Below are 13620 nucleotides of genomic sequence, written 5' to 3' on the forward strand. Positions count from 1 at the left end.
CTATGGGAGACTTGGAATGGCCGTTAATTACCTTTACCGTTCTGGGACAAGTCGGAATTGGGATCATCCTCATGCTCTGGTGGTTAAACCGTGATCACCTTGATAGCAAGTTATTAAGAAAAGGTACCCTTGTTTCTGGGATCTTACTGGCCCTAGCTTTGTTGGCTTCACTGTTTCATCTTGGGCATCCTGAAGCGGCCTATCGTGCCTTAACCCACCTGGCTTCCTCGTGGTTAAGCCGTGAAATTCTCCTATTCCTCCTCACCTTCCTGGCCTGGATCTACCTCTATTGGAAGTCAAGGCAACCATCAAGTAATCCTTCCTTCGGCTTAGGAGTTACTTCTGTCCTTGGTTTGATGGGAGTTGTTAGCAGTGCCATGATTTATGTCCTACCCCGTGTTCCAGCTTGGAATAACATCGGACCGGTTTTCTTCTTTTTACTAACCACTGGCTTACTCGGGGCACTTTGCACTTTAGTCCTCGGGAAAGAACTTTTACAACCTGCTCAAAGGAAACGTCTGCTACAAGGGTCACTCGGATTCACTATTTTGAGCTTACTCATCACTATAGTCTATGGTTCCATGCTCAGTGCAACTGTAGAAGGAGCAGCTACCTTAAACTTCCTTTTGAGCAACCCACTCTTTTGGGCTCGCGCTCTTCTGGGATGGATAGCTCCCCTCGTTCTTTTGATTGCCCTTCTTAAAAAGGGTCACGTTGAAAAACCTCAATTAATTGTAGTCGTTACTGTACTGGCTGCCCTTGGGGAAATTCTCGGTCGGATCCTTTTCTATCTTAGCGCGGTAGGCATTCATATCAACGCCTTGTTCTAATTTCTCCAAATTGAATGATTTTCCGCAATGCTAAGGAGCCCGGAAGTTGGGGGGTGAAAACCCCATGCTTTCTGGGCTCCTATATTGTTTAACTCACAAAGTAATTTCCCTATTTCATTCATACTCAGAGGTTTTTTAGTAAACTCTAACGAATAATACAATACGAGAGAATGCATCGTAAGGATGATCATATATGGGATTACATTATAATCTATGTCCCCGTAACTGCTATGATACGTGTAGCATTGTAAGCACTACCCGCAAGGGCGTGCTTATCTCTGTCACCGGAAACCCCCATCACGAATACACCAAGGGAAAACTCTGTCCGAAAGCTCTCGATGATGTGAAAAAGGTTTACAGTCCTCAGCGCATCCGTTTCCCTATGCGCCAGAGGAGTCGTTATAGTGGTTTTTGGGAGCGAATTTCGTGGGATGAAGCGTTAAACCTTATCGCAGAAAAAATTCTTGACCTTAAAACGCAGTATGGAACCACTTTGCCTCTCGCCCTAAATAAGTACTCAGGAAATTTCGGCATTTTGCACAATGCTATGGAAGGTCTCTTCACAGGCCTCGGAGCAACCACCAGAGCGGTCGGTTCCCCATGTTGGTCGGCAGGAGTTGATGCTCAAACCTTAGACTTCGGAACGTTCTTTTGTTCGGATCCGCAAGACATGGCTAAGTCTAACTTAATTTGGCTCTGGGGAGTCAACCCGGCTTGGACAGCCGTGCACCAAATGCCCATTATTTTTGAGGCCATCGATCGCGGGGCAAACGTTGTTTGTTTTGATACGCATTTTAGTGCTACAGCCGCCCGAACTCATCAGTTTGTACAGGTCCGACCGGGCACCGATGGGCTTCTGGCGTTAGGATTTGCTAAGGTGCTTGTGGAAGAAAACCTCATAGACCCCAACTTGAGTACCTATACGTTAGGGCACGAAGAATTCATCCACTATCTTAAAAGCGACATTTCCCTTGAGCACTGTTGTGAAATTACGGGAGTTCCTATACCCACTATACGCAAACTTGCCCTTGAATATGGCCAGACCCACCCGGCTTGTATTTGGGCAGGTTTTGGTTTACAGCGTTATACCAATGGAGGACAAACCTTGCGTGCTATTGACGCCCTAGGGGCACTGGCTGGACACCTTGGCGAACAAGGGGGTGGAGTTCAATACGGTCAATTTGAAACCTGGAGTTTTGCTGGGATGTTACAGAACCCACCCCATCCCGACAATCAGATGGACCGTCTCTTAAACATTAATCGATTTTCCGAGGAGGCTTTGGCCTGTAGCGATCCCCCCGTTAAGATGCTCTGGATTTCCGGAAGAAACCCTTTATCCCAAGATGGGAATCTTGAGCAATGGAAAAAACTGATCCGTCAACTGGATCTGATCGTCGTGAGTGACCTCTTTCATTCCAAATCCTCCGAAGCAGCCGACCTTTTTCTTCCCGTAACGACGCATTATGAACACTGGGATATGAACTCTAGTTATTGGCATTACTGGGTGGGAGTCAATGAACCCGCTATTCTTCCAGTCGGAGAATCTCACTCTGACTTACAGATTGCCTGGGATGTTTCCTCACAACTCAATAAACTGGTACCTGGAAGCTGCACGTTTCCCACATCAGGAGATGAGAAGGCGACCCTACTACGTGAACTCGGCCCCCAGATGTTAGATATCCTAGGCCTAAAAAATCCCGAGGAAATTCTAGAGGATCCGGTGAGGGCCAAGTTTCCCCGAACGGTTTGGGAAAATCGAACATTTTCAACTCCTTCCGGACGGTATGAATTTCTTTCGACCCAAGCTGCTAACGCCCAACTTCCATCCCTTCCAGTCTTTCTGCCCCCCCTTAATCCTTCTCTGAACACCCCATTGCGTCTGTTGACTCCACATCACCACTCAAGTATTAACTCTCAGGTTTATGTCTCCGACGCCCATACTTCTGAGGTCATCTTAAACCTCGCGCCGGAACTCGCCCGACGTTATGGGTTAATAGCTGGAGACCGTGCCCGGATTTGGAATGAGTTAGGCCTGATAGACGTGGTCATTCAACCTGAAGATGGCATTTCGATGGATGTTGTCATTATTTTCCAGAGAAAAATCGAAGGGTCTTCCCCACTTAACAGCCTAATTGGCACCCCCTTAACCGACATGGGACATCTCACACTCGGCGCCCCTGGATTTGCGTTAAATGAGACCTTTGTCAATTTGCAAAAACTATAGACCTAATGGAGTGTGTAACGTGATGGTTAAACAATTAGGTTTCCTGCTGGATGTTAATCGTTGTCTCGGGTGCGGAGCTTGTGCCAAAGCCTGCCAAACTTACAATCAGCTGCCTTCCCCTCTTGCTTGGCGCCGCTTGCGTATGGTTGAGAACTCCTCCAAAGAGCATATTCAAAGATTTTATCTATCCTCGGCCTGCAATCATTGTGGCGATCCGGAATGTCAGCGTGTCTGCCCATCCGGTGCCTATGCCAAACGCCGCGATGGAATCGTTGTACATCTCACCGAAAAATGCACGGGCTGTAAGTCTTGTGTCGCCTCATGCCCCTTTGGCGTTCCCCAAATCAATCCTCAGACCAATAAAGCGAGTAAATGCCAACTATGCTACCAACGCTTAGATCAAGGAATGCCACCCCACTGCGTGCAAGCCTGTCTTACAGGCGCCCTTCAGCTCAAAGAACTTCAGGACCTTCCGGCAAACCAACTATTACGGCTCACTGCCCCTGTTCCGAGCCTCCGACTAACACGCCCCTCTGTTTTCTATAAACCGCCGAGAGCAACCAGACTATAGAAAAGTCATTAAAAAAGGGACCGCCTTTGTAATAAATTACAAAACTAGCGATCCCTTTTTGTTTATTTTTACAAAACCAAACGTTTATAGCTACTTTATTCTCTATTATTAGTATAGGGCAAAACCATCAGGTCGTAAAGCTAATTTTAACGATGTATTTTATAGGAACTCTGTGTCGGTTCCCCATGAGATAAACTGCTGACTATCCCCTCTACCCAGATCCACTTCAAAGCCCACCGACTGAATTCTTCGCTCTATGCAATATCGGCAATCTTCCGGATGATCATCTCCACAAATCTTGTTTTCGTAAAGTGCGTACTGTTTCCTTACGGATGTGGGAGTAATAATCGGCATAACGACATTGGCGCCTGCTTTCAAGGCCATCTCCCTACCTTGCGGATGCAGAGTTCCAAGGGCCGTCGTGGCCGGAATAAGGCTATCCGGAATAAGTAGCCGCGCCAAGGCTACCATCACTAACGTATCTTCTATCGTTCCACCCTTTTCCGCCCCCAAAGGGGTCTCACTATGCGGAATAAAGGGTCCAATCCCAATCATGTCTGGATGGAGTTCCTTCAAATAGCACAGGTCTTCTGCCAAATCAGCGAGTGTCTGTCCGGGAAGCCCAACCATAAACCCAGCTCCCACTTGGTAGCCAATCTCCTTCAAAGCATTCAAACAGGCCCGGCGATCCTCAAAGCGCATCGTCGGATGTAACGTTTCATACAGTTTCTTCGAAGCCGTTTCGTGGCGCATCAAAAAGCGATCTGCGCCGGAGGCAAAGAGGCTTTGATAGGTTTCCGCTCTCCGCTCGCCGATCGATAACGTAACAGCTACCTCTGGATAATAACGTCTTTTGATCTCGTGAATCAAAGCACCGAGTAGCTCCTCTGTATACCAAAGGTCTTCACCACTCTGCAAGACAAACGTCCGATAGCCTAATTCGTACCCCTTATCACAGCAGGCTAGGATTTCTCCCGGGGTTAACCGATAACGTTCCACCTTAGCATTGGAAGCTCGGATTCCGCAATAAAGGCAATCTTGCCGGCAAATATTTGAAAACTCGATAAGTCCTCTTAAGTAAACTTTATTTCCGTAATAAGTTTGTTTCGTCTTAAGTGCATTGCTGTACAGAATCTCTCTATCCTCAGAAGTTATGGTTTCTAGGAGATCTGTGATTTCCTCTTTTGTAAGATCGTTCGTTTGATAGACTTTCTCTAATAAATTATGTTTCTTATTCACAAAATCGCCCCCTCCCCGAACAAGGGGACAGGTACGTTGTTTCAAATACTGGAAGGAGAAACAATGTACCTGTCCCTCTGTTTCACCCTTTACAATGGATCTTCTTCCAATAACATCTTGGCCAGCGGGAATGGTTCAAGCGCTCTGGGAAGTAATCCCTGAACATAGGCAATGAGAATTCCGTAGTTTACGATGGGCACATTAAAATAGTTTGCTCGTTCTACTCTACTGAGCATCCCGGTTCTGTTCATCATACAGGCTCCACAGTGTACGATAAGGGCATATTTCTTGATATCGTCCGTAAAGGTAACTCCGGCCGAGTAGTCAAACTCTATCTGCTTACCCGTTCTCTGACGTATCCACCTGGGTATCTTCACACTCCCTATATCATCCGATTGTCTGTGATGGGTACACCCTTCGGCTATTAAAACCTTATCTCCATCTTTAAGCTGATCAATCGCTTTGGCCCCTCTGATAAATTCCGTTAAATCTCCCTTTTGTCTGGCAAATAGGATTGAGAATGAGGTCATTAAAATATCCTTGGGGGTATCTGCTGCGACCTTTAAAAATACCTGGGAATCCGTGATCACGAGCTTCGGTTTTTTAGCCAGATTACTTAAGGTTTCTCTCAGTTCGTATTCCTTGGTGACAATCGCCATAGCATCACTTTCCAAGATGTCTCGTATGGTCTGCTGCTGAGGAAGAATTAATCTCCCCTTGGGAGCCGCCTTATCAATTGGAGTAACCAGCACAACAAAGTCACCAGGGTTGATTAAATCCCCGACAATTTTAAACGTATCTTTATCCTCTGGGATAACAGAGATGATGGCATTTTTTAATTCTTTGATTCCCTGTTTTTTAAGAGCGGACACTGCAACGACCGGGGTTTTTAATGCTTCTTGCAATTGAGTTGTCATTTTTTCATAATCGTCGTTTTTCAGGGTATCCAGCTTATTTAAAGCCACAATAATTGGCTTCTTCTTTTCCTTAAACTTAGAAATGATCAAGCGATCCTCTTCACTGATTCCGGCCTGAATATCGACGATGAGCAAGGCCACATCTGTTTTATCGAGAACCTCCAAGGTCTTCCTTATCCTGAGCTCTCCTAATTCTCCGACATCGTCAAGTCCGGCTGTATCGATGATGACGCAGGGTCCTATAGGCAATATTTCCATTGATTTGAACACCGGGTCAGTCGTTGTACCTTTCAGTTCGGATACTATGGCCGTTTCCTGTCCTGTTAGGGCATTGATCACGCTTGATTTTCCCGCATTTCTCTTCCCAAAGAGCGCTAAATGGACTCTCACCCCTCTTGGGGCTTCATTCATGCTCATCCCAATCCCTCCACAAGATCATTTTACTCGTCTCCCCGGTATCCCTGGTTTTGTGACTTCCAATGGATTCAATATCTCATCAATCCTGGAATCTAGAAAATCCGATTCTTCTCTCAGTACATCTCTTATTGTCTTATCTTCTCTTAAAGCTTTTCTAGCTATATGGGCGGCTTGATCATACCCGATATGATGAATTAAAGCAGCAGCTAGTGCCGCTGACTTTTCAAGAGTCTCGTGGCATTTTTTTACATTAGCTTTGATTCCTTTAATGCACTTCTCCCTGAATAGAGTGACTCCCTGATTCAAAAGCTCGAGTGATTCCAGCAAACTTTCCGCGATCAGAGGCATAAAGGAATTAAGTTCAAGTTGTCCGGCAGAAGCTGCCATCGTAATAGCATAATCATTGGCCATTACTTTCATGGCCACTTGGCCGATCATCTCAGGTATGACCGGATTCACCTTTCCCGGCATAATCGTTGAACCGGCCTGCATCTGAGGAAGTTCTATTTCACCAAAACCGCCTTTAGGGCCTGAGGATAACAATCTTAAATCATTGGCTATTTTTAGCAGATTCGTGCTGCAAGCTTTTAAGAGCCCTGAAACTTCTACAAAAACATCATTATTTTGTGTTATATCCATGGGATAGTCAGACCTAGCTAAACCTAATCCGGTTAACTCCTGAATGGTATCCGTGATCATGAAGATATACTCATGAGAAGCATTGAAGCCGGTACCAATGGCAGTTCCTCCAAGATTAATCTGCCTCAATCGTTCTTCTCCCTTGTAAACTCTCCAGCGGTCTCTTTCAATGCCCTTGGCATACGCCCCAAATTCCTGTCCCAGCATCATGGGTAAGGCATCCATCAGCTCAGTCCGGCCCAGTTTAAGCACATCACTAAACTCATTTTCCTTGCCCTGCAAAGCTGCCTGAAGTTCCGCAAGGGAATAACTCAATTTTCTGAGCATATGGATGGCAGCAATCCTCAGCGCTGTCGGATAAACATCATTGGTCGATTGCGACAGGTTCACATCATTCAAAGGATGTACGACGTCATAGTCGCCTTTTGTTCCACCTAAGATCTCAATAGCCCTATTAGCAACGACCTCATTGACATTCATATTCGTGGATGTACCTGCTCCCCCTTGAAAAGCACTTACGATAAATTCCTGATCGAATTTCCCTTCAATCACTTCCTCACAGGCCGTAATGATGGCCTGTGCTTTTTCCTCCGTCAGTTGCTTTAAGCGTTGATTGACCATAGCTGCCGCCTTTTTAATCAACGCAATTTCATAGATGAGTTTTAGATTGACACTTCTTGACCCTAAATTAAAGTTTTCTTGAGCTCGTTTGGTGTTAATCCCGTAATATAGAGTTTCCGGAATCTTCCGTTCTCCAATAGAATCCTTTTCCAATCTAAAGTCCACTTTCTACCCTCCAATGACTCTACCCCTACTTAGAACCTCAGATCTCTCTCTCCACCTTCTATTCTCTTAAGTTTTTCTTTGGCAGCTTCTCGAGCTGCCTCTTTAGGAATATCCTGGAGACCTTTTTCGATGACCTTTCGTCCTAATTCTTTCATTTCATCATCCGCATAGTCTAAAAGGAATTCCCTAAAGGTAAGCAAAGCATTCGGTTGACAAACATTATGTATTTGTCCCGCCTTAGCCAAAGCCATAAACCGATCCCCGGTTCTTCCTTCTCTATAGCAGGCGGTACAGTAGCTTGGCACATACCCACTCAAACACAAACTTTTAATCACTTCCATCGGGGAACGATGATCTGCCACTTCAAATTGTGGTTTTTCCTCTGTTTTATTGATGCCATGTTCCTTCGAGTATGCACCCACTCCTGTGCATGAGCCAGCACTATACTGTGAAATTCCTAGAGCTAATACCTCTTCCCTAAAACCAGCTTCCTCTCTAGTGGAGAGAATCATTCCGGTATAGGGAACAGCCAATCTCAAGACCGCGACTATCTTTTTAAAGTCATCATCCGCAACAAGGTATGGCAGATCATTAAGATCCACTCCTTCAGCTGCTCTCAGTCTAGGGACCGAAATGGTGTGCGGTCCTACTCCGAAGGCTTCTTCGAGATGTTCCGCATGCATCAGCATGGCTATGGTTTCGTATTTGAAGTCATATAAACCATATAAGACACCAATACCGACATCCCCAATTCCAGCTTCCATGGCTCTATCCATGGCGGTCGTATGCCAATTGTAATTATGCTTCGGTCCCGACGGATGCATTTTTTCATAAACTTCCTGATTATACGTCTCCTGGAATAGGGTATAGGTACCTATTTCCGCATCTTTTAATTGTTTATAATCCTCGACGGTCGTAGCAGCCACGTTAATGTTGATTCTTCTGATACTCCCATTATCAAATTTCAAGGAATATATTTTCTTGATGCACTCAATCACATAATCCAAGGAACAATTAACAGGATCCTCTCCTGCCTCTAGGACAATTCTTTTATGTCCCAAAGATTCTAAAATTTTCACTTCCGCTTCCAATTGTTCCATCGTCAGCTTACTTCTCTTCAGACTCTCATTACAGGCCTGATATCCGCAATAGACACAGCCATTGACACAATAACTACTGATATAAAGGGGTGCGAATAAAACGATTCTTTTGCCATAAATCGTCTCTTTGATCTCTTTTGCGGTCTTAAACATTTCTGCCAGAACGTTTTTATCGTCGATAGTTAGCAGTACTGCTGCTTCTCGGTGGGTTAATCCTTGGCAAGTCTTTGCCTTGTCCAAAATCGTCCTTACTAAGTCTTTGTCTTTAGCCTTTTCAATTCCTTCTTTTAATGAGCTCCTAATTTCTTCATCAATAATATAATCCTCCGCCAAATACTCTTTCATTGTCACTCCTCCATTTTTTTGGTTAATGCTGATTTAACATTGACCCCTTTAATTTTCCCCAGCTTACCCGTCATCGCACTAATTTCATCCGAGGTCCCTTCAACGATCAAAGAGATAATTGATATGCCCCTTTCCGGACGAGGGATTCCCATTCTTCCAACGATGATGCCCGCTAAATCGTGTAACGTTTCATTCACCTTATTAGCACTTTCAAATTCTTCAATCACAATGCCTATAACACCAATTCTTTTATCCATGCTTTTTGTTTCCCCCAAATGAAAAAACCTTCTACAACAGTAAGAAGGCTCCTTAGTGATTTAAACCCTTCTCCTTTTGCTCAGAATAATCCTCACAATCAGGTAAACGTTTGATAAGTCCACTATGCCGGAAACCTCCAACACAACAGATACGTCAATTATATATTAAGTTATACGATGACTCGAACATGGACGTTCGAGATTAGAGCACCGCCATGGATGGCAAGGTGCCGTGATGGCGAAAAGGGACCATCGCCATGGATGGCTAGATGCCGTGCGGCGCTGAGCCTCTGGATAGGAACCACAAGGATAATGCTTGGACCCTGTGGTTCCTTACTGGATTCGATTTCCAGCAAATTACCTGTTCTACATTATTCCAATGCCTTATTAAGTATACTATTTTCGCCTCACATAATCCTTTGTTTCTAGAGGGGATTTTACGGCAGTCCTTTATTGACTAAATTTTCTTACGTGCTGTATAGCAGGTGTGCAGTAATTGATGCGCCCTTTCTCCGTATGGTTCGCCCAAATAATCTTTATACAGACCTATAATGGCTGGATTTTCGTGCGATTTGCGCAAGGGCTTGGAGCGGTCTTCGCAGTATATAGCTCCAGCTCGGGCTGAAATAATATCCATATTTCCATGGTGATAGGGTTGTCCACCACCCCCGATGCACCCACCCGGGCAAGCCATGATTTCAATCACGTCATAATTGGTTTCCCCGGCTTGTATTCTCTCGAGAACAGTACGAGCATTACCCAGACCGTGGATGACCGCAATTCGATAATCCCGTTCAGCGATCGGGATAACCGCTTCCTTAATCCCATCCATTCCCCGGAGAGCCTCAAACTCCACTTTCTCCAAAGTTTCACCCGTGAGCACCTCATAGGCGGTCCGCAGGGCGGCTTCGAGAACACCTCCTGTTGCTCCAAAAATCACGGAAGCACCCGTCGATTCCCCTAAGGGGTGATCAAACTCTTGGTCTTTGAGATGATCAAAATGAATGCTGGCTTCCCGGATCATGCGAGCAAGTTCACGTGTAGTGATGACGATATCCACATCCGCGGTTTCTGCCCCTTGCGAGAGTTCAGGGCGGGCCGCTTCGTATTTTTTAGCGACGCAGGGCATGACGGAGACAACGGTAATGGTTTTGGGATCAATCCCCAACGTTTTAGCATAATAGCTTTTGATCAATACCCCTAACATTTCATGGGGGGATTTACAGGTTGAAGGAATGTCTAATAGATCTGGGAATTGATGTTCGAAGAATTTGACCCAGGCAGGGCAACAACTCGTGAGAAGAGGCAGACGTCCGCCATGTTTTATGCGGTGAACAAGCTCGGTTGCTTCCTCCATAATCGTCAGGTCAGCAGCAAAATCCGTATCAAAGACGCGGTCAAAACCAAGCCGCCGAAGAGCAGCTACCATTTTGCCCGTAACAATCGTCCCCGGTTCTAAGCCGAATCCCTCCCCCAGAGCGACACGTACGGCTGGAGCTGTTTGTACGACGACAAATTGATTGGGATCGTTGAGGGCCTTCCAAACTTTGTCCACCTGGTCCAGCTCTGTCAATGCGCCAGTGGGACATACCGCAATACATTGTCCGCAGAACGTGCAAGCAGTTTTGCTAAGTGGTAAATCGAAGGCCGTTTTAACCACCGTTCCAAAACCACGCCCCACGGCTGAGTAAACACCCACCGTCTGTACCTCATTGCACATCGTTTCACAGCGGCGGCAGCGAATACATTTATTAGGATCTCGAACAATGGAAAAACTCGACGTGTCGATTTCAAACTCAGATTCTTCCCCTTCATAGGAGATATGGCGTACGCCTAATTCTGAAGCTAAGGATTGGAGGTCACAATCTTGGTTTTTGGCACAGGTCAAACAAGACTTAGGGTGGTCAGAAAGGAGAAGTTCAACCATGGCTCGTCTAGCCTGGATGGCACGTAACGAATCCGTTCTAACGACCATGCCACTCGCTACTGGGGTTGAACAGGAGGAGGCCAAATTACGTCGACCCTCGATTTCGACCACGCACACTCGACAGGAAGCGATATTATTATTGTAATGCATTTCATTAAGTTTCAGATAGCATAAGGTTGGAATATCTATGTTTACAGTTCGGGCGGCGTCTAAAATGGACATTCCTTCCGGTACGGTAAGGGATATGTCATTGATGGTTAGTTGTATATCCATATGGAGTCCTCCTTTAAAGAAAACTTGGCTGGCGTTGAGCATGCGAAGCGGCCGCCTAGTTGCACTTATGCCCACGCATTCTAATAAGCAGGGTACAGGGGTACCTTAATGGCGGATGATGGCGCCGACGACGCGACATTGTTCCATGCATGCCCCACATTTTAGGCAACGTTCTTGGTCGATGATGTGACGTTTCTTAGTTGAGCCAGTGATGCAATGCATCGGACATTTCTTGACGCAAAGGGTGCACCCTACACACTTTTCTGTGATTTCATACTTTAGCAAGCTCTTGCAAACGCCAGCTGGACAGGTTTTGTCGACAACATGGGCAATATATTCTTCCCGGAAATACTTTAAAGTGGAAAGGATGGGATTGGGCGCACTTTGTCCTAATCCGCAAAGGGCCGTGTCCTTAATGATAAGACACAGTTTCTCCATATTATCCAAATCCTCTAACGTCCCTTTGCCTTCCGTGATCTTTGCCAGGATTTCATAAAGACGTTTGGTACCGACCCGACAGGCGGTGCAGCGGCCACAGGATTCGTCCATCGTAAACTCTTGGAAAAATTTGGCGATATTGACCATACAGTCGTCTTCATCCAAGACAATGAGCCCTCCAGAACCCATCATGGAGCCTATGGCAGTTAAGGATTCATAATCAATGGGGGAATCTAAATACTTGGTTGGAATACATCCGCCAGAGGGGCCTCCAGTTTGTGCCGCTTTAAACGTTTTATGGTGCTTAATACCCCCGCCAATGTCAAAAATAATTTTCCGAAGGGTTGTCCCCATAGGGACTTCCACAAGCCCTACATTGTTGACTTTACCTGCTAAGGCAAAGACTTTCGTTCCTTTGCTTTTTTCCGTGCCAATCCCGGCAAACCAAGCGGCTCCCTTTAAAATAATGGGGGGGATATTGGCCAACGTTTCCACATTGTTGACACAGGTTGGTTTACCCCACAGCCCCTTTTGAGCGGGGAACGGAGGTTTGACGGAAGGTTCCCCCCTGGCCCCTTCGATGGAATGGATCAGTGCTGTTTCTTCACCGCAGACAAAGGCCCCAGCTCCGTATTTTAGCTCAATTTCAAAGCAAAAATCACTACCCAAAATCCCTTTTCCAAGTAACCCGTATTCCCTGGCTTGCGCAATGGCAACTTGTAAACGGTGAATCGCCGCAGGATATTCTGCCCGGACATAAATAAATCCCTCGGAAGCTCCAATCGCAGAACCTGCAATGAGCATAGCCTCTAAAACGCTATGGGGGTCACCTTCTAAGACTGAGCGGTCCATAAAGGCACCCGGATCCCCTTCGTCGGCATTGCAAATGATATATCGTTGATCGGCCTGACTTTTACGCGTCAATTCCCATTTTGAACCCGTGGGAAAACCTGCGCCACCGCGTCCCCGAAGTCCGCTTACTTTAAGGACATCAATAACCTCCAGGGGAGTCATGCGGAAAAGAACTTTAGCTAAGGCTTGATAGCCGTCCGCGGCAATATATTCAAGAATGTTTTCTGGAGCAATATAACCGACGTTACGTAGGGCTATGCGAAGTTGTCCATCGTAAAAGGGGATGTTGGTAGCGAAACGCTCTTTGGTGTTCGGGTCCATAAAAAGAAGGTGTTCTACCTGATTTCCTTGTATGAAGTGTTCTTCGACAATGGTGGTTACGTCTTCTGCCGAAACCTCACAATAAGTTACGTTATCGGGGAAGATCTCGATCATCGGGCCCTTTTCGCAAAAACCAAAACAACCCGGTTGGAAAACTTTAACCTGTTCAGACAATCCCCGTTTGTTCAGTTCTTCTTCCAGACGTTCGGCGATTCGAGGACTGCCTGAGGAGTGGCAACCAGGTCCTCCACAGACCATAACGTGCCTTACCAGACCTTGGGCGTTTTTAGTGCCGACAGAGTCTATAGCCCGTCGTGATTCAAGAAGTTTGAGACTTTGGGCTTGTAATGCATTCAATGCATCAGTATTTTTGAGTTTCATAAGGATTTCCCTTCCTTCAGTGACGCTTGTTTATCGTGGTTCGTGGTTCGAACTTCGACCTTCGAACTTCGGGACCAAATATCGTTCATCGTTCTTCGTGCTT

The 13620-nt window shown here is 45.9% G+C and carries 10 protein-coding genes; 3 read left to right on the forward strand and 7 right to left on the reverse strand.

What is annotated here, in order from left to right:
• Window positions 1–2 precede the first annotated feature (2 nt).
• The 3 genes from DSOL_RS07680 to DSOL_RS07690 all read left to right on the forward strand — a co-directional run bounded on the left by DSOL_RS07680 (window position 3) and on the right by DSOL_RS07690 (window position 3625).
• Complete coding sequence (locus DSOL_RS07680) at window positions 3–830, forward strand: dimethyl sulfoxide reductase anchor subunit family protein (protein WP_075364280.1); 828 nt, start codon at window positions 3–5, stop codon at window positions 828–830.
• A gap of 193 nt (window positions 831–1023) precedes the next feature.
• Window positions 1024–3054 carry a molybdopterin-dependent oxidoreductase gene (locus DSOL_RS07685; protein WP_075364281.1) on the forward strand — a complete coding sequence of 677 codons (2031 nt, stop codon included), beginning with the start codon at window positions 1024–1026 and terminating at the stop codon, window positions 3052–3054.
• A gap of 22 nt (window positions 3055–3076) precedes the next feature.
• On the forward strand, window positions 3077–3625 hold the full coding sequence (locus DSOL_RS07690) for a 4Fe-4S dicluster domain-containing protein (RefSeq protein WP_075364282.1): 549 nt from the start codon (window positions 3077–3079) through the stop codon (window positions 3623–3625).
• A 159-nt stretch (window positions 3626–3784) separates the two neighbouring features.
• Here DSOL_RS07690 and hydE read toward each other — a convergent pair whose 3' ends face one another.
• From hydE to DSOL_RS07725, 7 genes are all read right to left on the reverse strand, one after another.
• Window positions 3785–4864 (reverse strand): [FeFe] hydrogenase H-cluster radical SAM maturase HydE, encoded by a 1080-nt coding sequence (hydE, locus tag DSOL_RS07695; protein ID WP_075364283.1) that lies wholly within the window; start codon window positions 4862–4864, stop codon window positions 3785–3787.
• 89 nt (window positions 4865–4953) lie between these two features.
• Window positions 4954–6198, reverse strand: coding sequence for a [FeFe] hydrogenase H-cluster maturation GTPase HydF (hydF, locus tag DSOL_RS07700; protein ID WP_075364284.1), 1245 nt, complete (start codon window positions 6196–6198; stop codon window positions 4954–4956).
• Window positions 6199–6216: 18 nt separating this feature from the next.
• Window positions 6217–7623 (reverse strand): aspartate ammonia-lyase, encoded by a 1407-nt coding sequence (locus DSOL_RS07705; RefSeq protein ID WP_075364285.1) that lies wholly within the window; start codon window positions 7621–7623, stop codon window positions 6217–6219.
• Between the two features lie 29 nt (window positions 7624–7652).
• Window positions 7653–9068, reverse strand: a complete 1416-nt coding sequence (gene hydG / locus DSOL_RS07710; protein ID WP_075364286.1) for a [FeFe] hydrogenase H-cluster radical SAM maturase HydG — start codon at window positions 9066–9068, stop codon at window positions 7653–7655.
• A gap of 2 nt (window positions 9069–9070) precedes the next feature.
• Window positions 9071–9325 carry a TM1266 family iron-only hydrogenase system putative regulator gene (locus tag DSOL_RS07715; protein WP_075364328.1) on the reverse strand — a complete coding sequence of 85 codons (255 nt, stop codon included), beginning with the start codon at window positions 9323–9325 and terminating at the stop codon, window positions 9071–9073.
• Window positions 9326–9782: 457 nt separating this feature from the next.
• Window positions 9783–11525 (reverse strand): NADH-dependent [FeFe] hydrogenase, group A6, encoded by a 1743-nt coding sequence (locus tag DSOL_RS07720; protein WP_075364287.1) that lies wholly within the window; start codon window positions 11523–11525, stop codon window positions 9783–9785.
• A gap of 105 nt (window positions 11526–11630) precedes the next feature.
• Window positions 11631–13517 (reverse strand): NADH-quinone oxidoreductase subunit NuoF, encoded by a 1887-nt coding sequence (locus DSOL_RS07725; RefSeq protein ID WP_075364288.1) that lies wholly within the window; start codon window positions 13515–13517, stop codon window positions 11631–11633.
• Between the last annotated feature and the right edge of the window lie 103 nt (window positions 13518–13620).

The sequence above is a fragment of the Desulfosporosinus metallidurans genome (assembly GCF_001936615.1).
In the GTDB taxonomy this organism is placed as follows: Bacteria; Bacillota; Desulfitobacteriia; order Desulfitobacteriales; family Desulfitobacteriaceae; genus Desulfosporosinus; species Desulfosporosinus metallidurans.

What these genes read in the sequence shown, in the direction of transcription:
- DSOL_RS07690 (WP_075364282.1), top strand. Translation starts at nt 3,077, where the DNA reads ATGGTTAAACAATTAGGTTTCCTGCTGGATGTTAATCGTTGTCTCGGG.
- DSOL_RS07685 (WP_075364281.1), top strand. Translation starts at nt 1,024, where the DNA reads ATGGGATTACATTATAATCTATGTCCCCGTAACTGCTATGATACGTGT.
- DSOL_RS07725 (WP_075364288.1), bottom strand. Translation starts at nt 13,517, where the DNA reads ATGAAACTCAAAAATACTGATGCATTGAATGCATTACAAGCCCAAAGT.
- hydG (WP_075364286.1), bottom strand. Translation starts at nt 9,068, where the DNA reads ATGAAAGAGTATTTGGCGGAGGATTATATTATTGATGAAGAAATTAGG.
- DSOL_RS07720 (WP_075364287.1), bottom strand. Translation starts at nt 11,525, where the DNA reads ATGGATATACAACTAACCATCAATGACATATCCCTTACCGTACCGGAA.
- hydF (WP_075364284.1), bottom strand. Translation starts at nt 6,198, where the DNA reads ATGAGCATGAATGAAGCCCCAAGAGGGGTGAGAGTCCATTTAGCGCTC.
- DSOL_RS07680 (WP_075364280.1), top strand. Translation starts at nt 3, where the DNA reads ATGGGAGACTTGGAATGGCCGTTAATTACCTTTACCGTTCTGGGACAA.
- DSOL_RS07715 (WP_075364328.1), bottom strand. Translation starts at nt 9,325, where the DNA reads ATGGATAAAAGAATTGGTGTTATAGGCATTGTGATTGAAGAATTTGAA.